Origin of the sequence: Aureispira anguillae (assembly GCF_026000115.1) — a bacterium.
In the GTDB taxonomy this organism is placed as follows: domain Bacteria; phylum Bacteroidota; class Bacteroidia; order Chitinophagales; family Saprospiraceae; genus Aureispira; species Aureispira anguillae.
This window is the reverse complement of sequence record NZ_AP026867.1, coordinates 6496799-6522544: the sequence shown is the minus strand read 5'-3', so window position 1 is coordinate 6522544 and position 25746 is coordinate 6496799. Positions and strand designations below refer to the sequence as shown.

The following is a 25746-nucleotide window of genomic DNA, read 5'->3' as shown; positions in this document are numbered from 1 at the left end:
TTACTTTGTTTAAAAGACAACTAGCATTCGTTTATTTTGTATGCGCTCATAATTAGGCGTATGATAAAACTTAACTGTTAGCTTTTAACAACTTTTTTAAAAAAAATATAAACACAAAACTAACAATTTTAGTTTATATCTTGTCTAAGTTTATGGTTTCTAAAATTAAATTTAAGGAATCATATTCAATTTCTAATCTTATTGATGTCCTATCTTCAACTTCTTTTATTATGAAAAGCTATCTTTTTACCTGTATTGCTCTGGCAACTAGTCTCACCTATTTTTTGTCTTCGTGCACAGACAAACTTCCAGAACCAGTTGTTTCTTTAGATTGCAGTACAGTCAATATTACTTATGTTGGGCATGTAAAAGGTATTTTAGATGCTAAGTGTAATTTGGCAGGCTGCCATGATGACAATGGTTTAGCATCATTTGGTACCTATTCTAGCCTAAACACTGCTCGAATGGAAGCCATTTATGATCGTGTTTGTGTAAAAAAAGACATGCCTCCTGCTGGAATGGCTACTGAAAAAGTAGATTCCATCAGATGTTGGGCAGAAAATGGTTATTTAGAAAATTAACCACTACATTCACACCCATCTCAATTAGATACTATTTCTTTTAACGTACTCAATACACTGTCCACTAAACGATTGACACTTTTTAAGCGAGCCTTTTAGCCTTACGCTGCGTTAGGTTTTTAATCCATAACTTATGGGAGCCCAAGTTCATTCACAGGTTCATTATTCCCAAGTTTTCTGGATTAGCACTAAAATTCTCTGTAAAAAGTAGCCTAAATTTAACAGACAGTATACTCAATTCAACACTTATGAAATATTTATCCATTATTCTTTTGGCATCCATTACCTTTAGTTGTATTTGTACCAACAAGCTTAATGCACAAGACAAACCCCAAAAAGAATATGTTTATCAAACCTTTAAGGATACTCGTATTATCAACACTTATGCCGTAGAAACATTGCAAAAAGGGGTACTTGACCTTAGAATATCTCATCGTTTTGGGGACTTTTTTAATCAATGGAAATTTGAAAATCTCTGGGCAAATTTTCTAGGTTTCGAAAACGCCCTCGACATAGGATTTGGAGTCGAGTATGGGATTACCAATAACTTTATGGTTGGTTTCCATAGAACCAAAGGGGCTGGTCCGCTCAAGTCTTTGTTGCATCTCAACGCTAAGTACAAGGTTTTGTCTCAAACCAAAGGCAAAAGTATGCCTATTTCTATGGCAATAGCAGGATCGGTATCTCTTTCTACCATGTTAACCTCACAAGATAAAACCTCCTTGGCTTCTTTCCCTGGAGGATTTGGACATCGTATGATTTATTCCCTCCAAGTATTGGTTGGGCGAAAATTTGGCGATAGAGTCTCATTGCAGCTTTCTCCTACCCTCGTTTGGAGAAATTTGGTAGAACACAATGACAATAATCTATTGGTTAGTATGAGTGCTTCTGCTAAATTTCAAGTTACCAAGGTATTGGGTATTATTCTAGATGCCAATTTACCCTTTGATCAACTACGTTGGACAGGTAGCACTGCCAATGGTACTCGCTATCGCATTCCATTAGGAATAGGATTTGAAATAGACACAGGAGGGCATGTTTTTCAGATTAACTTAACCAATTCTTCAGGAATTGAGCCAACAGATTATATTCCCAATACAACTTTAAATTGGGCAGAGGGGCAATTTCGCATTGGCTTCACCATTTCTAGAGGCTTTAGAATGTAACTCAAGCCCTGATTTAGAAGAAGAATGCAGGGCGACAGTCCTGTAATTTTATAACTCCAATAAAAAACCAAAAGTTATGTTTGGAGGATTCAAAATAATAAGCATCTTAACTAGTTTAATCTTAATGATTGTATTCGCTAGTTTTACCATTTATACACCTCAGCAAGAACAGTTTTTCTTATCGGATAATGATAACCTTTGGGCGGTTTATGAAAAATTGGGCAAAATTAGATTTAATGCCGTCAATACTTCTATCAAAGGAGTTTCTGCTGAAAAAGGGAGGGATATTATCTTTAAGGGATATTCTACCAAACAGGATGGAACAGGAAAAACAGCCAACCAAAGCCCTTATTTTAAGTGTACAGCTTGTCACAACAACGAAAAGGAATTTAACGATTTATCAGATATTTCTGCTCAAAACCGCTTGGACTATGCCGAAAAACACGACCTTCCTTTTTTACAAGGTAGTTCATTTTATGGGCTTGTTAACCGCAAGACTTTTTACAACGATGATTATCAAAAAAAGTATGGTCATGTTCCCATTATCAAAGCCTCTAATACAGACATTCGAAAAGCGATTCAACTTTGTGCGATACAGTGTTCCCAAGGACGAGAATTAGCAGACTGGGAGATCGAATCAATCTTGGCGTATTATAATACCATTGGGTTAAAAATAAAAGATTTAAACCTAAGTGCAGAGGAGAAAGAACAAATAGAAACGGCAATTAATAGCAATACTGCCCTTCACCAAGCAGTGCATACGCTTGAAGGAAAATACCTAGCCAAAAGCCCTGCTCATTTTGCAGATCACCAAGAGTATGCGCCTTTATCTACAGCAGAAAAAACAGATAAAGAACGTTTTAAAAACGGCAAACTCATCTATGATCGTAGCTGTTTGCACTGTCACGAGGCCAAACGTTATTCGTTCTTTAGTTTGGATAATAGTAAACTGTCCTTTCTTAATTTACTGAATCGCACCAAAGCCAATACAAATGGTTCTATCCACAAGATCACTCGTCATGGTACTTGGCCATTAGCAGGCAAACGAGCGTACATGCCTTTGTATCCTACCGAAAAGATGTCTAAAGATCAATTAAACGATCTAAAAATTTATGTAGAAAATATGGCCATGGGCAATAATTTGCTTCAACAATAATTATAAAAAACCTACTTTTTAAGGTTTTATAAACCGCATTTCGCAACCACAACCGCATTGTGTAGATTGTCAGTAGCATTTAGCTTTCAAGAGAAAAAAGGCTGATAATCTACTCAATGCAAAGTGCTTTTTTATTGTTACCAAAAACGCTAACCTGCTAGCCCTCGGATAAAGAGAACGACAAATGAAACGTTCAAGAGAAACCAACAAGCAATTGGGCGCAAAACACCAATCGTAGCGCTCGAATCCTTCCAGCTTGTTGCGTTGATTATCAGTCCTTATCACCAAATTCTCCATCTTATCATCCTAAAAATCCTAAGGAACTTTATTTTTTTAGTTTTTGAACGGTCTATTTCTTATGAAATTGTTAACTTCATAGCTAGGTTTTAAAATATTCTTAATTGATTAACGCATTTTATGGCATTGTATTTTCAATTACATTACCAATACAACACAAGACGCAACAGTTAATCAACTTATTACTAAACCATTATAGCGACCTACAGATTGATCCCCCTCATCAATTTAGCAAAACTAATTCTTATAAGAATGTCACAAACGACAAAAGTATTTTCTTTACTCTTTCTATCCTTCATCGCACTAACTCACCTTGCAGTTAATCGTGTTCCTCAACCCAATTTTGAAATTACAGACGAAACCAAGGTATGGAAAGTCATGACAAGCTTAGGCAAAGTCAATGTTAATGTATTGGATAAACAACGTCGTCATGATGCCACTAAAGGTCAGCAATTGGTCATGCGAGGATACACTCGTAATTTTAAAGGTCAAAAAACAGCCAAAACCAGCAGTAAATTATTCTGTGTAGCCTGCCATACCACCGAAAAAGAACATCCTCAAATTGGTACGATGAATCCCCAAAGTCGTTTAGAACATGGTGATTCTGTTGGTATTCCTTTTCTTCCTGGCGCTCCTTTTTATGGTTTGGTTAATCGAGTTGCTTTTTTTACCAATGATTATCAACATATTTTTGCGCACAAAAACCGCTTAGCCCTTCAGGTTGGGCATAGAGATATTCGCAAAGCTATTCAGGCTTGTAATACAGTTTATGCTAAAGGAAGAAGCTTAGAAGCATGGGAAATAGAATCTATACTTGCTTATTTATGGACCATGGAGTTAAAAATGGGTGATTTACAAGTTCCTGATACCTTAATCACTATTATTGAAGATGCCATTAAAACCAATATAGGAAATTCTCGTGCCGTCAATCTGATGCGTCGTTATTATCAAGAAGTCTATCCTGCTTCTTTAATTAGTCCGATTCCTGTGGGAGAACGCAATTTAATTTCGCCTGTTCTTAATAGTTATAGCAATGGTCGGCGAGTGTACAAACAAAGCTGTTTGCACTGCCATGCAGGAAAACGATATGCCAATTTTGGCTTAGACAGAAGCCAAAAAACATTTAAGTTCCTCAAAAAGCACTTTGATCTAACCTCCAAATATTCTATCTATGATGCACTTAGATATAGCCCTGGGTCAAAAGGAAATAAGACGAATCCGCCCCATTACACAGTAGAACGAATGAGCAATCAACAGCTCCAAGACTTACGTTTTTATATTACACAAAAAGCAAGACTGGGTGCCGAAGCAGATGATTATTATAAAAATTTCTAATCGTTCTTTTTAGGGAAAACAACAATCATCCTTTTGCTAAAGTATTCAAGTAAATTTCATTGACTTCTTTTTCCATTGTCTCATGCAGAGCTACGGTAACAAACGCATCAATCTTTCTGAACAACCAATTGTTTATTCAATATCCTTCCATTCCCCAACTCTACTCGAACAGTATAAATCCCATTTTCTAAATCCCTTATCCCCAACTCCACTATTCGTTGATTTATGGTTTGCAGATTGTTTACCTCTCTTCCTAACGCATCATAAATTATTACATTTTCTATGACAGATTCTGATTCTATAGTAACACTATTACTACTTGGGTTGGGGTAAAGAGTGACTTGATTCATTACTTTCTGTATATCTACTACATTCGTAAGTGTGTCACAGGCAGAACCCGCTAATCTAGGAGTTCTGTAGTGGGGCATATTGGGTAAAAACTGTCCATTATGAAAAAATATATCTATACCGTGTTGTCGAACATTACAAGCTGTGCCTGCTAAATCGGGATAATCTACTACATGAAGGTATTGATTACTATAAGCACGACCATATATTTTGCCATCAGGTGCCGTTTGTATAGAACTGAATAAAGTAGGAATAGCAGTAGGTGTAAAATTATCGTGGATCGCTACCGTATCTTTTGATGCCGCTATATTAGATGCCCATAAATCAAACTGGTACATATAAATCCAAGAAGAAACATATAAATAGCGATCATTGAGAGATACAGCTGCACCTGATGAGGCTCCACTACCTGCCAAATTATCAATAGAATCAATTACAGGAATATGTAAATAATTAGACAAATACCCCGAACAACGATCAAAATCATAAATATCTAAATCATTTCTATAGTCATATCTAAAGTATTTATCTCCTTGATGGCTGAAAGTAGCTTGCCCTGCAGCTTCACTTCCTAAAATCTTAGACGTACCCAAATATTGTTTATGATGATAAGAAATAATATTGCCTGCAATCAAAAAAACATGATAGCCATTCGTTCCACTCATGGGTTGTATCAACCACCAATCTCTGCCATTTCCATGTTTGACGACCTCTAGTTGACCTCCACACATCGAATCATTTTCCAATAAAATTTGATTTTTTATTTCAACTTCTCCCAAGCCCCCATTCAAATTCATATCCACTAAAGTGTAATACAATTTATCTGCAAAACCTGCTATGGCACTTGTGTTTGTAATCGCTTGGTGAAAAATATAATACTTGTTTGTTTGAACAGGATGAGGGATAGCTATCATGCTTTCATTTATCGGATAACCAGTTTGCCTAAAATTATCTGCTACTTGTCCAGGATTCAAACTATCTCCATTCTGCATCAACTGATGTTGTGCATTGTGTATTTTTATCCCATTGGAGTAAAAAATTAAATTGCCTATACTATCAGATATAGATATAGCCGCTCTATTTATCCGCATATTTCTTGAAATACTATCTAACGCAAACGAACCACTAAAAGTAATTTGCGTTGACTTTATTCCTGACTGCCCTGCTCCTACCAACCAATAATTATCGTGTTGTTGCGCAAAACAATTCAAAGAATAAATTAAACCTAGAACTATAAAAATGTATCTCATTAGTATAAATTAAAAAGTCCAAAGAAATTACTCTCTTTGGACTTGATTTGTTAATATTATTTAACCACTACAAAGGATTTTGTACTTTTGTAAGCACCACTTTGTAAGCGAATATTATAAATGCCATCCAATAGTGAACTAACATTTATGTCTATAGTATTAATAGCTTCATTGATAGTAACTTCTTTTACTTTCTGCCCTAAGGCATTGTAAATTTTTATTTGGATCTTTTCTTCTAAAACTAGGCTACTTTCTAGAGTTATTGTATTGCTTGCTGGATTAGGATATAAGATTAAATCCCATCTTCTTTCATAAACCTGCTCTTCTTTTTTTGCCTCCAATTCACTCGGAGATTCCTCTATAATAGATCTTCCATTACTACTAATACAATCAAAATTCAACAAATCAACATCCTCTACCATAGACAACATCCCTCTTGCCTGATGGACTCCTACACCTCCTTCTTGTGGACAATGTGCTGCTGCTTGTCTTAAGGATATTAATTCACTGTTACTAAATTCTAAAACTCCTTTTGCAAGTGTATTCAAGTAAATTTCATTGACTTCTTTTTCCATTGTCAGAGTTGTCGTTATTACATCAATCTTTCTGAACAACCAACTGTTTATTCAATATCACTCCACTTTCCAACTCTACCCAAACAATATAAATTCCATTCTCTAAGTCCTTTATTTCCAGTTCTACTATTCCTTGGTTGATCTTCTCTATATTCTTGACCTCTCTTCCTAACGCATCATAAATCATTACATTTTTTATGACAGATTCTGATTCTATAGTAACACTACTACCAGTTGGATTGGGGTATAAAGACACTTCTTCTAAATCGTTATCACCTATGATTGCTATACTTGTAAGCGTATCGCAGGCAGCCCCCGTTAAAGCTGGCATTCTATAGTGCGGCATATTAGGAAAGAACTGACTATTATTAAAAAATATATCTATATCATGTTGTCGAACATTACAAGCCAAACCTGCCGAATCAGGATAATCTATGACATGAAGATATCTATTACTATAAGTATGCCCATATATCTTGCCATCTGGGGCTATTTGTATATAACTAAATAGAGTAGGTATAAAAGTAGGCGTAAAATTATCATGGATTGCTACTGTATCTTTTGAGGCTGCAATATCCGTTGCCCATAAATCAAATTGATATAGATATATCCAAGAAGAGACATATAAATATCTATCATTGAGAGACACAGCAGCTCCCGATAAGACCCCACTCCCTGCCAAATTATCAATAGAATCAATAACAGGAATATGTAAGTAATTGGACAAATATCCTGAACAACGATCAAAATCATAAATATCTAGATCATTGTAATGGTCATATCTAATATATTGATTTCCTTGATGATTAAAGGTAGCTTGTCCTGCCATTTCGCTTCCCAATATTTTGATAGTGCCTAAATATTGCTTGTGATGATAAGTAATGGCATTTCCTGCAATTAAAAAAACATGATAACCATTTGAACCACTCATGGGCTGTATTAGCCACCAATCTCGACCATTCCCGTGTTTAACTACTTCCAATTGACCAGCGCATATAGAATCATTTTCTAATAAAATTTGATTCTTTGTTTCTACTTTTCCTAATCCTCCATTTGCATTCATATCTACCAAAGTATAGTATAGCTTATCTGCAAATCCTGCTATAGCACTTGCATTTGTAATTGCTTGATGGAAAACATAGTATTTGCTGGCTTCAATAGGGTGGGGAATAGCTATCATACCTTCACTTATAGGATATCCAGATTGCCTAAAATTATCTGCTACTTGTCCAGGATTAAGGCTATCTCCATTTTGCATCAATTGGTGTTGGGCATTATGTATTTTGATACCATTAGAATAAAAAATAAAATTGCCTAAACTATCTGACATGGATATAATCTCCCCTCTTATCTCCATATTTCTTGAAATACTATCTAATACAATAGGGTTATTAAAAGTAATTTGTGTCGATTTTGTTCCTGGTGTTCCTATTCCTGTTAACCAGTTATTATCATGCTGTTGTGCAAAACAGCTTAAAGAATAAACTAGACTTAGTACTATAAAAATATATCTCATTACTATAAAATTAGAAAGTCCAAAGAGATTCCTCTTTGGACTTAGTTTATTATTATTTTACTACTATAAAGGATTTTGTACTTTTGTAAGCACCACTTTGTAAGTGAATATTATATATACCACCTAATAGTGAACCAACATTTATATCTATCCTGTTGATGTCTTCATTTATGGTTATTTCCTTTACCTTCTGTCCTAAAGGATTGTAGATTTTTATTTGTATCTCTTCTTCTAGAACTAGATTACTTTCTAGAGTTATTGTATTACTTGCTGGATTAGGGTATAAGATCAAATCCCATCTTCTTTCATAAACCTGCTCTTCTTTTTTTGCCTCCAATTCACTCGGAGATTCCTCTATAATAGATCTTCCATTACTACTAATACAATCAAAATTCAACAAATCAACATCCTCTACCATAGATAACATGCCTCTTGCTTGATGAACTGCTAATCCTCCTTCTTGTGGACAATGGGCTGCTATACCTCTTAGGGATATTAGTTCACTGTTGCTAAATTTTAAGATCCCCTTTGCTAAAGTATTTAAGTAAATTTTATTCACTTCTTTTTCTAAGGCTTCATGTAATTCTATGGTACTCAACACATCACCCCTTTTGAACGACCAATTGCTTATTCAATATTCTTCCATTCCCCAACTCTACTTGAACAGTATAAATTCCATTTTCTAAATCCCTTATCCCCAACTCCACTATTCGTTGATTTATGGTTTGTAGATTGTTTACCTCTCTTCCTAGCGCATCATAAATCTTTACATTTTCTATGACAGATTCTGATTCTATAGTAACACTATTACTAGTTGGATTAGGATATAAAAACATTTTTTCTGTTTCTTTTTCCACATCTACAATATTTGTAAGTGTATCACAGGCAGCACCTGCTAGTGCTGGAGTTCGATAATGAGCCATATTAGGCAAGAAATGCCCTTGTACAAAAAATACATCTAAGCCTCGTTGCGCTACATTACAACTTAGACCTCCTACATCAGGATTATTAATAATATGCATGTAAGGCATATTATCTATATGGCTGTAAATTTTTCCATCTGGTGCAGTTTGGATATACCCGAATTGAGTTGGTGTTCCTGTAATCAAAACATCATCATAAACAGCTACTGTATCTTTTGATCCTGCAATATCTGTTGCCCATAAATCAAACTGATACATATAAATCCATGAGGAGGCATATAAATAACGATCATTCTGGGAAACAGCCACTCCTGTTGCGACATTGCTAAACGCTAAATTATCAACAGAATCAAGGACTGGGATGTGTAAATAATTGGACAGATACCCCGAACAACGATCAAAATCGTAAAGATCTAAATCATTCCGATAATCATACCGAATGTATTTATCTCCTTGATGACTAAAAGTAGCTTGCCCTGCAACTTCACTCCCCAAAATTTTAATAGATCCTAAATATTGTTTGTGGTGATAAGAAATGGTATTATCTGCGATTAAAAATATATGATAACCATTTGATCCACTCATGGGTTGTATTAACCACCAATCTCTGCCATTTCCATGCTTAACCACTTCTAGCTGTCCTCCACACATTGAATCATTTTCTAACAGAATTTGGTTTTTTACCTCTACTTTTCCTAATCCTCCATTTGTATTCATATCTACCACGGTATAGTATAACTTATCTGCAAATCCTGCTATAGCACTTGCATTAGTCGATGCCTGATGAAAAACATAGTATTTGTTGGCTTGAATAGGATGAGGGACAGCTATCATACTTTCATTTATTGGATAGCCTATTTGCTTAAAATTATCTGCGACTTGACCAGGACTTAAACTATCTCCATTTTGCATTAATTGATGTTGCGCATTGTGTATTTTTATCCCATTTGAATAGAAAATTAAATTACCCATGCTATCTGACATAGATACTGCGGCTCTATTGATCCGCATATTCCTTGAAATACTATCTACTAAAGGAGAATTATTATATGTAATTTGTGCAGATTTTGTTCCGCCGCCACCGCCACCAACGAGCCAATTGTTATCATACTGTTGTGCAAAACAATTGAAACTGTAGATAAAACTGAGTAGGAGTAAAATATATTTCATAGCTATAAAAATTAAAACCCTAAAGAGCAAAATGCTCTTTAGGGTTAGAGTTTTGTATTATTCGATAACCACAAATGGTTTTGTTGTTGTTTCCTCTCCATTTTTCAGGTGTATAGTGTATACACCATTTACAAATGAACTCACATCTATGTCCACTGTTTGAATTATTTGACCAGTTGTAATTACTTTTACTTGTTGCCCAAGGGCATTATAAATTTCTATCTGTGTATTTGCTTTTAAATCTCTATTGCTCTGTAATGTGATCGTATTCCTTGCTGGATTGGGATATACAATCAAATTCCATGCAGCTGTGTTATCACTAACGGAAGACTCGCTATCATTGTTGGGATCATCACCTTCATTTGACCGCCCATTCTTACTAGGGCAATTGAAATTTAACAAAATTACGTCTTCTATCATTGACAGCATACCTCTTGCTTGATGGACTGCTAGACCACCTTCTTGTGGACAGTGAGCTGCTATTCGTCTTAGAATAGAACGCTCATTGCTACTGAATGTCAGAATCCCTTTTGCTAATGTGTTGAAGTATATTTCATTGACTTCTTTTTCCATTCTCTCATACAGAGCTACAGTAGAAAATGCATTATTGTTCGCACAAATAGGCATTAAAGCATTTTGCTGTCGTCTATTCAAATTATCTAGTAAAGTTTGTTGTTGCGGCATGGCTGCACTTAGTCTATGAGCAATAGCATTTCTGGTCGTAGTAAGATTGGCAGTGTAATTTTGTACTAACAAAGAATCTACATAATGTAGGGAATCTAAATAGCTTTCACAAATATTCTTACAACTATCGATTAATATAGAGTCCATTGAGCTAAGATGAAACACATTTCTACATCCCTTTGTTATCTGATCGAAATGACCAATACAGGTGTTTTGGTGATTGGCTACAAAGTTTTGAATATGCGGATTTTGACTATTCGTTGCTAAATGAGGGTTCTCTACCAATTTTCTAAAGAGTGCTCTTTTTCCATTATGTCGAGTTACTAAAGGAATAGTTCCACCACCATTTTTTGCTAGAATTTGATCTAAATTTGTTACCTGATTACTGGTACCAGTTCCACTAGTAATATTATTAAAACTAGAAGTAGATCGAGCATTTCCACATATCCTAAATGGTTCTTCACAACTAGAATTATTACCAAAAGCATTATCATCAAACCAAGTTGATAATGCATTATAATTATTAGGTCTAAAATCAAAATTAGAGATAGCAGCAGCATTCACATCAAACAATGAAAAGCCTTGTATAAATGGTAATCCTTGATGAAAAGCATCTGTACTAGCCGCATGTGTCCAAGTATTCCCTTCATAGTCTTGATTTCCAATAACAGCCCCAGCATCCATTAACAAACCAATATGATGGTCATCAAAACGATTCCCTTTAAAGTCCACCTGATTGTTAAAGCCTTCAAAAAATACCCCAATATTGGTACCTGTCACCGCATTGCATTGATAAATACTACCTCCCCCTAAAATAGCGCCTCCAGAAGCTATAATTCCACGAGTATCCAAGGCATTCCGTGTATTAGCATCCCCAGTAATTGTATTGCATTCAATCACCAACCTACTATTAAAAGCAGTTATTCCTGCCCGTTCAGGGCTGCTTCCATTCATATAGATGGTATTGCCTTTAATGCCTGCATTGTTTTGTTCATAGCTATGGTTGTGATTCATTACAGCAATTCCATTTTCTGCATCATTGGCATTAATGATATTGTTTGAGATGGACAAAGAGGAAGATGTGGCAAGCCCAGGATTATCGTTCACCAAGATGCCTGTTCCTTCCCCAGGACGAGTATTCATATCAATTTGGTTGTTATCAATCCAGATATCGGTTGGCGCCAAAGGATTAAAGGCAGCCACTCCTAAACGACCCATTTTAGAGAAGGTATTAAAACGAACATACATTTTGGTATCAAAAAGGCTTAACGAACGAACACCCATATCTGTAATACTCGTCATCTTATTCCGATAGGCTTGAATCCCCAATCCTGTTCCTGAAATACCAATAAAACAACGATCAAATAAACAGTCTTCTACTAGGATATTATTCAAACCAAGATTCCCTGCTGCTCGAACATAAATACCACAGCCTTGGTAGCCTAAATTTGCGGGATAAATGGTATTGGGTCTAACTCGATCAAAATGACAAGAATTGGTGGAAAAATTGGCATTAAACAAGACAATTCCTGCTACTAGATCTTGAAAGGTGTTGGTAGGCGAGGCTGGTGCTAAATTAAGGTTTAGCGAGGGAATATCCCAAGCAAGAATTCCAGCTAATCCCTGTCCTCCTCCTGCGTCAGGACGAACAGTAGTCAAGACGCCACTTACGTCTAATGTTGGGGTGTTCAACAGTCCTGTAAAAGGGGGCAAAATAACTGGAGCCGAAAAAAGATTTCCATCAAATTCTCCTACCACAATGTTGTTATGGGGCGCACCAGGAGCCACATAAATACCAATAAAGTTATCCAAGAAGTTGGTATTAAGAATGTGCCTTAGTATTGAATTGTGTGCTGCATGAATGGCATATTGTGCATCTCGAAGGGTTGCTTTGTCTGTTTCTAGAGTTGCATCTTCTTGCACTAAAATGCTCTGCCACAAACAATTTGGACAGGCTGCTTGAACCGTTGTATTGTTCAACGATAGCGTTGCACCAGGGGCAACAATAATTTGTGCTCCTGGACTCATTTTTAGGGTTGAACCATTGGTAAAACTATAGGTGGTTCCTGCGTCTAGTATCCATACCCCTGCCATGTTTACCGTTTGATTGTTGGTTTGTGCCGTGACATTATCCAACAATTGCCCTGCTAGTATTTGATCGCTAAAATAAACCGTATCAGGCAAAGGCTGACAATTGACGGCAAAACTATCTTGTATCCAAATTTGTGCATCATCAGCTACCTGTTGACTTGGATTTCCCAACTCAAAGGCATTGGCTTGATTTAGAATGCTCTTAATACTATCACAATTCGTCATCAACAGTACTCGTGTCTTAAATTCTAAGGTATCGGTTGCTCCTGCCGCTATGGTTAAGGTATCGGTCAAAAGGTGTGCTGTACTGTTGTAGTTAAAATCGCCAGCAGTGGTTACCAATAAACTTGTTGCCAAAGTATCGGTTACTACAACGGTATTAGGCGCTTGACAGTTATTGGTCACTAGAATACGATAGCAAACCGTATCATAAGGCAGAATGGTATCTTTGTCTACTGTTTTGACAATAGATAAGGAACTAATTAATGGCGCTACGGTTGCGCAATCGCTTATCGTGCAATTGTTGGCATCGGTAATGGTCACACAATAGCTGCCTGCTATCAATCCTGTTAGATCTTCTGTTGTTGCACCATTCGACCATAAATAAGTATAAGGGCTGCTTCCACCAGTCACGGTATTCGCCACTGCTCCACTATTCGCCGTCAAACAATTCACAGGGGTAGCTACTAAATTATTACTCAATATACTGGGCTCGGTAAGGCTTGTAGTCGCCGTAACGGTACATCCATTTGCATCCGTTATGGTTAGACTGTATCCTCCTGCAACTAAGCCTGATAGATGGGCATTTGTCCCTCCATTGGACCACAAATAACCATAAGGAGCAGTGTTACCTGTAATGGTTGTATTGATTTGTCCATCGCTAAATCCATAACAAGAAATGTTGGTAGTATTTAGCGTAACTAGGGGCAATGGTGGTACGGTAAAGCTTATTGAATCGACTTTTGAACAACTGTTCGCATCTGTTATTGTCACATAGTAGGTTCCTACTGCTAGGCTATTCACCGTACTATTGGTTGCTCCATTTGACCATAGATAGGTATAAGGGCTTGTTCCGCCTGTAACTGTTGCGGTTACACTTCCATCACTTACACCACTACAACTTACTGGGTTGATGCCTGTCATTGTATGGTTAATCTGGCTTGGTTCTGTTATCGTAATCATAGTGGTCAACAAACAGCCATTAACATCCGTCACGGTAAGGGTATAAGTCCCTGCTACTAGACCTGTTGCAGTAGCCGTAGTATCCCCGTTGGACCATAGATAATTATAGGTGGAGGTTCCACCGCTTCCTACAGCGGTTGCTTGACCATCATTCACTCCAAAGCAGCTGACTTGGACGATTGGGTTAACGATTGCACTTAGTGCTGCTGGCTCTGTTACTGTAACGTTCGCAATAGTAGTATCCAAACAGGCATCTATGATGCTTACTTGATAGCTTCCTGCCGCTAAATCGGTCGCTATAGCAGTACTGTCTCCATTGGACCATAAGTAGCTATAAGGTGCCAACCCGTTATTAACCGTAACCGTTGCTGTTCCATCTGCTGCGCCATAACAAGAGATGTCCACTCCATTGTAATTGGAACTTACACTTGCTGTACTTGCAATGGGTAAAGGAATGGTGTAATGAAAGGTGTCACTGGTAAAATCACAGTGTTCTGTTTGAACCGTTGCATAATAAGAGCCGTTGGTTAATGGCTGATAATTATGGCTTGTTGCTCCTGTTATTAGACCGCTGCTGACTTCGTACCATTGGATGGTATCACTGGGAGTAGAGGTAGCAAGTGTTAGTACACTTGTGCAAGTATCTAAGGTAATTGTTTTGTTTTCTGGATAAACGTAAATCTTCACCTTTGCTATAGAGGCTTCTGTACTTGGGCAATTCTTAAGTCTAGTACGATGTTCTACAATATAGAATTGATAGGTGCTATCATAACGAAATGTATCCGTAATAGACAAGCTATCCCCAAATGGAATTATTCGAATTAAAATACTTCCCAGCCCAGGTCCAGGTTGATTTTGACCATAAATTCGCCAAGAATGCTCAATAGTAGAATCAATCGTATTTGCATTAAAGGTAAGAATAGCTTCTTGGCAAACGTCTATTCTAGCTGCTCCATTAATGGAAGCATCGGGTAAAAAATGCAAAATTAATCTATTTTGACACAATCCATTTCCATAAGTATAATGCAGCGTCCCTATATTTGCAGCAACCCCAGCCGTTATTATATTTGTTGTTGTATCAAAGAAAGGAGGGGTAAAAGGAATAAAAGAACCTGGTATTGGATTTGACCAAATTCCTGTTGTGTCAGTAATTCCTAAATTGGCTAACACTATATTTAAGTTCATTTTATAATGAAATGGTGACGATGATGGATAGCTTGGTGTTGTAAAATAGGAAGAATCACTTGGCAAACAATTGATTCGATGTTCTATTAAACTGCCATTAATATGAACCGTATATTGTTTCACAAAAACCTTACAATCTGGATTGTTACTGCTTGCAACTAATGTATAGACTTGAGGGCTTGTTGCAAAACAAGTCGGTTCTAAAATGGTTGGATCGTTCAAAAAAGTAGCTGGAAACCATTGGTAATTATAATTGCCAAATAGACTAAGATCTGTATTTCTTAAGGTAATTGAATTCTGAGCACATTTACTCGTTGATGCTACTAAGTAGGTGGTGTCCTGTACTAGAACAGTATATGCTGCTTCTGCTACCTGACAACCTGTTTGATTATCGGTAATGATTAAATTATAAACTTGATTTATAGGTGTTGTTGTTATCGGAACAAAAACGGTATCGCTACTTAAATAAGCAGTAGGAGTCCATTGATAACTATAATCGCCTTGTCCAAATAGATTGCTACTGAGTAATAAACTATCTTGTGGGCATTTATAAAATGGTGGTGGAGTAAATGTTGTGATTGCTTTACAACCTAGTCGGTTGCAAGGGCGATTCAAAGAATCTACTAAAGCCACTTCTAGCCCTGCATTTATATTCCATGGAACCGAATTAGAAGTTGTTGTAATTAATAAGCCCCCTGTTATAAATCCTAAATCAAATTGTTTGTTTGCAATACAAGAACTTACCAAAACATCATCTACTTTGTTAAAAATCAACCCCATTAAATTGAGATAAAGCGGATTGCCTGTAGAGTTCATTTCCGTGGCAGCAACTTGCATATAACCTCCGTTAGGAGATGGTACCATATTTTGGCGTTTCCCAAGTGCTTCTTGATAGTTATAAACACCTCCCCAAGTTCCCCTAACTCTTGAGTCAAGGTATTCTCTAGAAGAAGCGTTTGCTATCGACCAAGTTGTACTACCAACAGGAGGAAGCGCTACTTTGACCGCAGCAAGTGTTTGTCGTACATCCTGTCTGCCAGATAAAACACAGTAATTGCCATCTATAATCATCTCGCTTACTACTAAATCAAGAACATCCATTTTAGCACCAATCGCTCCTGTATTAGGATCTAATTCCATCGTAAATGCTCCATGTCTTAAGCCACTACGAGTGGTTCCAAACAATCGACCATTATCGTAGGCGGTTGCAACCATTTGCATAGTTCCTTGGTTTCCAGCAGCAGCTTCTAGATTTTGTCGCCATTGCTGGGTTACCGTTGAACCACTTATCGTCAAACAACTAAAATAAACCGCAGAGCCCTCTGTTGAGGAAACCCGATTTGCATTCCCCCCAATCACCAAAGCAGGTCCAAAACTGCCATTAATCTCCACTACATTTTCTGCTATATCATAGTCTTGAGTTGCAACAAGGCTTGTTGTTTCAAAGAAGTGTTGCCACTGAATGCCTAAACTAGGATCTATCCCAACAATAAACCCTGTTTTACTCATTGAATCTTTTACCCCTGCCCCTGCTAAACCTACAATCGCAAATTGATGGTTAAAGCTGCTGGAAAGTTGTATTATTTCTAATCCTGATTGAAAAGGCAATGGGCTTCCTCCGTTGTTCATTTGATAACTTTCTTGGAACAAAATAGTTCCAACTCTATTGACAATCAAAAAGAGTAGCTCTGTCGTACTCCCTCTTGTGACATGCCCTGTTAAGGCAACGCAATTTTGCCCTAAATAATTAACCTCTGAAACCAAATCCAATAAACGAACATCAGCATTGGGAATATGCACAGATTTTCTCCATTGCATTCTCCCTAATAAGTCGGTTCGGATAAGTACTCCAACATCGTTTTGATTTGGAATAAAAGCGGTTCCTGTAACGATATGACCTTCTAAGGTATCCGTTGGTATAGCCGTTAGATTCGCAATAGACATAGAATTAATTTGCCAATCGGAAGAATCAAAAACTGCTGTTAGGCGATTGCGTTGATCGTTTTGAGTACAGTCCAAAATAGTGATTTGGAGCGTATCAGTTACTGTCGTTGTTATACTGCTGCCATTTGTTGTATCTAGATGTTCTACTGTTAGATAAACATCCCAAGTACCAGGTTCTGATATGGTTAAAAAAGTTTTAGGTGGTCGGTTAGTTCCTATTGCAGTATCATAGTTGACCACTGTGTTTATGTTGGGAGCAGGAATGCCATTATTTTTTGAGGGGTTCCAGCTTGCGCCCCATTCCCAATAATCATAATCAACATTTGCTCCTTCTAAACAAATCGTATAGTCGAAGCAAACCTCTTCTACATCTGCATTGAACACCGCTGTTACAGCTGGTTGGTCTAAACAACCGCCAATTTGTTGAACACCTGTACCTATTAGGTTTAAGGTAGAATGAATCACAGGTCTACCGTTGTCCAATATATGCTGCATTCTAGCGACCTGCCCTCTTGTAAAAATAGCTCTACAAGTTTCAAGATGATAATCCATGTGATTTTCTCCTCGATTATAGATAGGGTTGGGTGGACAAGAGGTGCCATAACTATAAGGGGTTGAGCAATTGGTCAAACTGCTATCTGAAGTAGGATTAAGTTGATGGTAAGTATCACAAATATAATCTTCTCCAAAAACATGCTCTAAGCCCATCCAATGCCCAACTTCATGCACCAATGTTTTCCCTAGTGGGTTTATTGCTCCTCCAACAAAGGCATCATAATCAATTCCTATTCCATCTAATACCCTAAGTGTAGGACCAATACTAGAAATTCCAACCGCAGATTGCCCAGCATAAATAATGGTATCAACAATATATACATTTAGATAATTTTCAGCTGGGAAAGGAAGTTTCCCAAACAATAATGCATTATATGGCGCAAAAGTAATATCATAATCACTTAAATTAAAAACACCTGTAAACCCAGTATCTAAAGTATAGGTCATTCCAGGAGCTCCAGGGGTAGCTGTGGTTCCAAAATCTTCCCATCTTGATACCCCTAAGGTATATATGGAGGGTAAATTTTGCGCTAAACAAAAGGTTATTTTTGTAGAATCTTTAGAGAAATATTTATTTAAGGTATCCAACTGTGCTTGCAAGCGAGTTGGAGGAAAAGCATTTAAGGTATTTTGATTATCTGCAATCACATGAAACACAACAGGAATGTGATATTCCTTACCACTTGATGGCGTATTATTAGTTGCAGCAAGGCTTGCTGCACTGAGTACTTGTTGTGTTAATGCGTAATTGGGATCATTGACTTGTCTCCATTGTTTGTACTCATCTGCCCCACAAGGATATTTGGGGCGTTTTACATCCAACAAAAGCGTCCGAACCGTCAATCCACTAGCCGTATTCACTGCCAATTGAATGATGTTCATCCCCAAAGGAAAAGCATATTGCAAAGAATTAACCAATAGAGTGGTATCGCCATTAATGCACCAAAAAGCAACCGCTCCTCCTGCACTGTTATTGTGCAAGGTGACAAAATCTCCTTCTTTTGGATTGTTATCACTCAGGGTGAAATCCGCAAGCCCTGTGGCATAGCAGGCACTCGATAGACAACTGGTTGAAGTCCATGTTGGGTCATTGCTATCTGCATAAAAGGTGCTGCCCAAACGAGCATAATGCGCTACACTGCTTAAATTATTGGCAAATTGTCCTGTGTTTTCTTCAAAATTCCAGTAACCAACCAAATTAGAGAGCGCTATGCTCGTAGAATCCAAACAACTTAGTTCATAGGAGGCAATATTCGCACTACTTCGAGCTATATCCCAGATCCGAAGTTCGTCTAAGCTCCCTTTAAAAAAATCGCTGTTGTCTACGTCTTTTCCCATCCAGAGGTCACAATTGATACAAGTAGTATTTACCGTGCCTGCAAGTGCCTGCGTTCCAAGTAGTAGATGGTCGGCATAAAAAAGCAGCATTCCGTTTTCTCGAACGATGGCTAAATGGCTACAGCCTGTAAAACTATGGTTGATGGAATAGCTCGTACTTCCTATTTGAAGGAGAATGGCATTATTGGTTAACGACCAGCGAAGTCCTTGATTGGAAGCTTGGTTGCGTTGCGAAAAAAGGGTCAAAGTATCGGAAAGGCTAAAATCTACCGTAGAGAGCATGGCTTCTAAGGTAAAATTTCCTGTCCCCAAATCTAATTGAGGGTAATAATTGACATGGGTGTAATCGTCTACCCCATCAAAAGTAAGCGAGGTTTGGGCTGATGCAAAGGCATGCCATAAACATGCCATTACAATAAAGAGGATTGTTTTCATACAGAAGGTTTAAGCGTTTTCATGGTTTATAAATAAGTCTTCATGATGGATCCACTACTACCATAAGGATATGGTGTGTAACGAAATTAAATCATCAAGGCATGTTATAATGCTATACTTGTTTATCTGCTGTCTTAGTCTATTTTAAGAAAGGGAATGAACCATTCCTTTAGGGATATTTTTTTGAGTATTTTGTATAACTCTTCTTATTGCAAAAAAGTTCAACTAAATCCTTTTTTATTTATATCTCATTTAAGAATGCATAAATACATTGTTTTTTAGTGCTGTTATGTTGTATTTCTTCTCCTTTGTTTTTTTGATATATTCTTTGTAAATCAAGGAGTTCAAGGGGTTTCCTTTCAATTTCATAAAAAAACTATTATATTAATTAATCGTTTTTTCTTACTAACCGTTAAGAGTAACCAACACTATAATTAAATAATTACCCGAGCGTTAACACATGATACTAAACCAAATACGCTAATGATTAGTCTTTATCCATCCAAACTCCATTTATTCTTCATTGGGTTCTGTCTATTTGCCCTTCAAACACAAGCACAACTAAATATCAATTTTAGTGCTGATGTTACAGAAATTTGTGCCCCTGGAATTGTTCAATTTACCAACCAAACAAGCTCGACTGCTCCTATTATACAATGGGAATGGAAAAGGGACGGTTATACCTTTTCTAATTTACAACACCCAAGCCTTTTTTTTAATCAAGCAGGGAGCTATGATATTTGTTTAATTGCTACCGATAATTTAGGCAATATAGATTCCTTGTGTCTCAACAATTACATTATTGCTTACCAGTCTCCTACTGCGAACTTTAGTGCTAATGCAACCTCAGGATGTACGCCCTTAGTGGTTAACTTCTCTGACTTAAGTTTGTTAGGAGATGCTCCAATACAAGCTTGGCGTTGGGACTTTGGCGATGGTTTCATCGATACCATTAACGCATCCCCCACCCATACTTACAATACCGTAGGAACCTTTGATGTTACTTTAATTGTTACCGATACCAATGGTTGTTCCCACTCTATACTCCAAAGCAATCTCATCACCGTTTCCAATGCCGTTACCGCAGCCATTACCCACAATGCTTATCAAGTTCAATGCGGACTACCTGCCTCCGTTAGTTTTCATGGCGTTAGCAGTGGCCCTAACCTAAGTTACACTTGGTATTTTGACGACAATACAACAGGCACAGGTTCATCTGTTACCCACAACTATTTAAGTAGTGGCTGTTATGCTCCTACCTTAGCCGTTAGCAATGGCATTTGTGCAGCAACTGCAACCGTAGCTTCCTGTATCAGCATTTCAGATGCCCCAACGGCCGACTTTACGATTGCAGATAGTACAAGTTGTAGGATTCCTTTTACAGCTTCACTGCTTAATCAAAGTACTGGCATTACTTCTTTTGCTTGGGATTTTGGTGATGGCAACCAGTCCAACACTTACCATCCAACCCACACTTATACCAGTTATACCCTTGAAGATTCTACACGATATTTAAAAGGAGTCTTCCCTGTTGTATTAACGGTTTCCAATGCTGCTGGTTGTGTAGATCAAGACACTCAACATATCTACATTTCCAATATACAAACATTCATTAGCAATCAAAACTTGCCCTGTGCGCCAGATAGTGCTTTTTATAGAGCCATTTCCGAAAATGTATCTCCTGCTTTTTCATCCATCAATTGGAGCTGGGCACTCGATCATTCTATGTGGTCGAATGGAGCTTCTGCCAGTGCCTATTATTCCGATTCAGGGATTTACAATGCCCAAGTAATTGTAACAGACAATATCGGTTGTTCAGATACCGCATTCAAAAGAATAGAAATTGGCATTACTCCTACTATTGATACTGTCATAACAGATACCAACTATGTTTGTCGGTTAACGGCAATTGATTTTCAGGGTTATGGTAGTTCTTATATTGATTTTTGGAATTGGACGTTTAACGACAATAGCACAGGCTTTGGAGATGCCATTAGTCACCATTTTCAAGACACAGGAACCATTACAGGTTCTGTCACTGCCAGTTTTAGGGGGTGTATTGATACCTTTGAACTAGACAGTTACTATATCTTTCCCCCTATTGCCAAATTCACCCATTCGATTGTTTGTGATTCTCTAACGATTCACTTTATAGATGAATCCATTGGCGCACATCGCTGGAGTTGGGATTTTGGTGACAGCACAACCTTATCTGATACCTCAACCTTACAAAACCCAAGCTACACCTACTCTAGTCCAGGAGACTACATCGTTACGTTAATTGCTTATAATGACAGCACCAACTGTATTGATACTTTTAGAAGCATTCTTATTATGGCTATTCCTATAGCCGATTTTAGCATCCCTGATTCCATTTGCACCATAACCACGATTATTCCAACCAATAACTCCCAAGACGCAGGAGCTTATCAATGGACAGCCTTTGGTTCTTTACCTTTTACCAACAACTCGGCCAATCCACAGCTTACCTTTAGTCAACCAGGCATTTTTCCGATTACCCTTACAGCCTTTTCAGCCAATGGATGTTTTGACACCCTCCGTCAATATATACACGTAGCAGGAATTGATACCCATATTGTGCATTCACCGATTCCAGCTTGCCGCCCAGCCACCGTAATTTTTACCGATTCTTCAACAGGCATTTTATCACCTATTGTAGCTTGGCAATGGGGAAATTCCAGCACCCTCTCCACTACCAATCAACAATATGCCTTCCCTAGACAAGAAATAATGCCCTTACAAGTTACAAACGATTGGGGCTGTACCTTTGATTTAGCAGATACCATCAATGTAGGTGGCTTATTTATTAATTTTAGCAGTGCAAGAGACATTTGTATTGGCAATTCAATGACAGCAGTTGCCATTACGAATTCCCCTGCCAATGCTGGCAGTTTTAAGCCCTATACTTATATTTGGGATTTTGGAGACGGTCACTTAGACACAACCTCTAATCCTGTCACTCATTATACCTACTCCCAAGTAGGAGTTTATGACCTCTGCTTACATATCATAGATTCTATAGGCTGTATTACGAGTCTTTGTCGCCCCGATTGGGTAGAAGTACACGACCCTACTGCTCTATTTACAGCAGATACGTTTTATTCCTCCTGCCCTCCTTTAGAAGTCAATTTTTCAAACCTTTCTCAAAGCGGAAGCCAATGGGCTTGGTCGTTTGGTGATGGCTCTGTATCTAGCTTAGAACACCCTACCCATGTCTATTCTACTTCAGGATTTTATGATGTAATACTAGAAGTTGTTGCCTTTTCTGGCTGTTCGCATATTGACACCATTCGTCAGATGATCCAAATTACAGGTCCTAGTGGTAACTTTGTAATGTCCCCCATTGACACCTGTGCTCCTTTCACCGCAGAATTTACAGGATCGGGAACCAATATCGCCACCTATACGTGGTTATTTGGCAATGGCGATATCCAAGTAAATACAACCCATAATAACAACGACACTACTTATTATACCTACCATCAAGCAGGGGTTTATGTCCCCATCTTAGTTATTGATGATGGCATGGGCTGTCAAATTTCGATCGAACAAGATACGATTATAACCCATAGCCCTCCCAGCCCAGCATTTATAGCAGACAGTTTAATTTGCCAATTTGACTCCATTCACTATCAAGCCTTGTCTCCCTTAAGCAATACAACCAGTGTAGAATGGATTTTTGAAGGTGGCTTTCCTGCTTCTTCGACTCAAATCAATCCAACGGTTTATTATCCTGATACTGGTAGTTTTGATGTACAGTTAATTGCTTGGGAAAATGGCTGTTCAGACACCTTATTACGCACCAATTTCATAGCCATTAAGCCCTTACCCATTGCTCAATTTGGCATTAATAGAATCGACTCCTGTATTCCCAGCCTAGTCCATTTTTCAGATTCATCAACCAGCCCTCAAGGTTATATTCAAAGTTGGGATTGGAATTTCGGGAACCATCAAAGTTCTAATAGTCAGGATAGTTCAGTTTGGTATCATCAAGCCGATAGTTTTGGAATTCAATTGATCGTTGAAAATAATTTTGGTTGTATAGATACGGTTATTGCTCCCTTACAAACCTACCCTAGCCCTAGCGCTAATGCAGGCAGTTACCCCGTTCTTTGTGTTGGCGACACGCTCCAGCTTCAAGGAACTGGCAATGGTAATTTTCATTGGGCAAGTCCTGCTTGGATTAGTGATAGCACCATTGCCAATCCAGTAAGCGTATTGGATAGTTCTCAATATTATATATTAACCGTTTATAATAATTTTGGATGTCGAGCAAGCGATACCGTACAAGTTATTGCCAGCCCTTTAATTTGGGTAGATGCAGGGGACAGTGCCCATATTTGTGCAGGAGATTCGATAGTTTTGCAGGCAACAGGCAATACCACTGCCTATAATTGGGGAGTCAATAATTCCTTAAATTGCCAATACTGCCCTTCTCCTACAGCATTTCCTGATAGCACCAGTATTTATTATTTACAAGCCAATGTAAGTTCCAATTGTGTTAACAAAGATTCTGTTATTATAACCGTCCACCCTTTGCCCAATGCCCAAATTATAGCAGACAGTTCTATTTGTGAAGGAGATACGCTGCATCTGCTTGCCTTAGGAGGGCAACATTATGCTTGGCTAGCAGGAGAAAATTTATCCGATACAACAATTCCTAATCCTACAGCAATTCCCACTTCAACTTCAATTTATACTGTAGCAATAGTTGATAGCAATACCTGTAAGGATAGTTTCAGTATTGTGGTAACGACTCGAAGTACCGACTTTGTTCCAATTCCAGATCAAACAATTTGTCTTGGAGATACCGCTACCCTAACGCTTAGCAGTGGCAACAATCCCAGTTGGCAAGGAGATTCCTTATCCTGTAATACCTGCCCACTAGCCTATGCTTACCCTACAGACTCTAGTGCTTACCTTGTTAGTTATTACAACACTAACAACTGCTTGGTGAGGGACAGTTTGCAAATACAAGTATTAGACTTAACACAATTACAAGCCCTAGCCTCTGATACCATTTGCAAAGGAGACAGCCTACAACTTCAAGTCTTAGGGCATCAAAATGCACCTGTTTTGTGGTCTCCTAACTATGCATTATCATCCCTTAGCAGCCCAAGTCCATTTGTGTATCCTTCTGTTGACACCCAATATACCGTTCAAATTCATCAGGGGCAATGCCATGCTACAGACAGCATTTCGATTGCCATCCACCCTCCAACGCTTATTAATACCAATGATATAGATTACTGCCTTGGAGATAGCGCTCAATTATTAGCCATTGGCAATGCCAATCATTATGTTTGGACTCCAACGAGTCATCTCAATAACGATACAATTTACAACCCAATTGTTACAGCAACCACCAACCAACAATACCAAGTTATTGGAACAGGAATTTGCAATACCGACACCGCTTATGCTAGGGTTCAAATTCACCCCTTTCCTAATTTACAACTAGACCGTTCTACCAATGCCATGTTGGGCAGTACAATTACCTTAAATAGTCATGCCAATCCGAACCATAATTTTACTTGGTTTCCTTCAGTAGATTTGTCTTGTGTTAACTGCCCCAATCCCTCTTGGTTGGTGCAAGGAAATCAAACTTTTTACGTTACGGTTACCAATGCTTTTGGCTGTCCAGTTTCCGATTCTATCCATGTCCATGTTTTTTCTGATTGTACTCCAGATTTGGTTTTTGTTCCGAATGCATTTAGTCCTAATCAAGATGGGCACAACGACATTCTATATGCCCAAAGTGGAACCGTACAAGAAATCCAAACGTTCCAGATTTATAGCCGCTGGGGGCAGTTAGTTTTTGAGACCAATGATTTGCAAAGAGGTTGGGACGGTCGCTTTCAAGGAAAGGCATTAACAGCTGATGTTTTTGGGTATTTTATAGTTTTTAGATGCCCTAATACTGGAGAAGAAATGTTAAAAAAAGGCAATATCACTATTTTGCGTTAACGACATCTTGTCCGCTACTGAAAAAAT

At 37.9% G+C, this 25746-nt stretch carries 11 protein-coding genes; 5 read left to right on the top strand and 6 right to left on the bottom strand.

All coding sequences use genetic code 11. From position 1 onward, the window contains the following. Window positions 1–230: 230 nt before the first annotated feature. The 4 genes from AsAng_RS25475 to AsAng_RS25460 all read left to right on the top strand — a co-directional run bounded on the left by AsAng_RS25475 (window position 231) and on the right by AsAng_RS25460 (window position 4535). Entirely contained in the window at window positions 231–581 is a 351-nt protein-coding gene (locus tag AsAng_RS25475) for a hypothetical protein (protein WP_264789956.1), read from the top strand. Between the two features lie 248 nt (window positions 582–829). After that, a complete protein-coding gene (locus tag AsAng_RS25470) occupies window positions 830–1747 on the top strand; it encodes a DUF5777 family beta-barrel protein (protein ID WP_264789955.1) in 918 nt (305 codons plus the stop codon). A gap of 76 nt (window positions 1748–1823) precedes the next feature. Then, window positions 1824–2903: a c-type cytochrome gene (locus tag AsAng_RS25465; protein ID WP_264789954.1), complete on the top strand. Its 1080-nt coding sequence runs from the start codon at window positions 1824–1826 to the stop codon at window positions 2901–2903. A gap of 549 nt (window positions 2904–3452) precedes the next feature. Then, window positions 3453–4535, top strand: a complete 1083-nt coding sequence (locus tag AsAng_RS25460; protein WP_264789953.1) for a cytochrome c family protein — start codon at window positions 3453–3455, stop codon at window positions 4533–4535. Between the two features lie 107 nt (window positions 4536–4642). Here the strand turns inward: AsAng_RS25460 and AsAng_RS25455 are convergent, their stop codons facing one another. From AsAng_RS25455 to AsAng_RS25430, 6 genes are read right to left on the bottom strand one after another with little or no spacing between them, the layout of a single operon-like run. After that, window positions 4643–6133, bottom strand: a complete 1491-nt coding sequence (locus AsAng_RS25455; RefSeq protein ID WP_264789952.1) for a T9SS type A sorting domain-containing protein — start codon at window positions 6131–6133, stop codon at window positions 4643–4645. A gap of 56 nt (window positions 6134–6189) precedes the next feature. After that, complete coding sequence (locus tag AsAng_RS25450; RefSeq protein ID WP_264789951.1) at window positions 6190–6708, bottom strand: T9SS type A sorting domain-containing protein; 519 nt, start codon at window positions 6706–6708, stop codon at window positions 6190–6192. Window positions 6709–6730: 22 nt separating this feature from the next. Beyond that, window positions 6731–8224 (bottom strand): T9SS type A sorting domain-containing protein, encoded by a 1494-nt coding sequence (locus tag AsAng_RS25445; RefSeq protein ID WP_264789950.1) that lies wholly within the window; start codon window positions 8222–8224, stop codon window positions 6731–6733. A 52-nt stretch (window positions 8225–8276) separates the two neighbouring features. After that, window positions 8277–8822 (bottom strand): T9SS type A sorting domain-containing protein, encoded by a 546-nt coding sequence (locus AsAng_RS25440; RefSeq protein WP_264789949.1) that lies wholly within the window; start codon window positions 8820–8822, stop codon window positions 8277–8279. 4 nt (window positions 8823–8826) lie between these two features. Beyond that, on the bottom strand, window positions 8827–10317 hold the full coding sequence (locus AsAng_RS25435; RefSeq protein WP_264789948.1) for a T9SS type A sorting domain-containing protein: 1491 nt from the start codon (window positions 10315–10317) through the stop codon (window positions 8827–8829). Window positions 10318–10374: 57 nt separating this feature from the next. Further along, on the bottom strand, window positions 10375–19731 hold the full coding sequence (locus AsAng_RS25430) for a T9SS type A sorting domain-containing protein (protein WP_264789947.1): 9357 nt from the start codon (window positions 19729–19731) through the stop codon (window positions 10375–10377). 483 nt (window positions 19732–20214) lie between these two features. Between AsAng_RS25430 and AsAng_RS25425 the strand changes: the two genes are divergently transcribed. Beyond that, window positions 20215–25719, top strand: coding sequence for a PKD domain-containing protein (locus tag AsAng_RS25425; RefSeq protein WP_264789946.1), 5505 nt, complete (start codon window positions 20215–20217; stop codon window positions 25717–25719). Window positions 25720–25746: the final 27 nt, after the last annotated feature.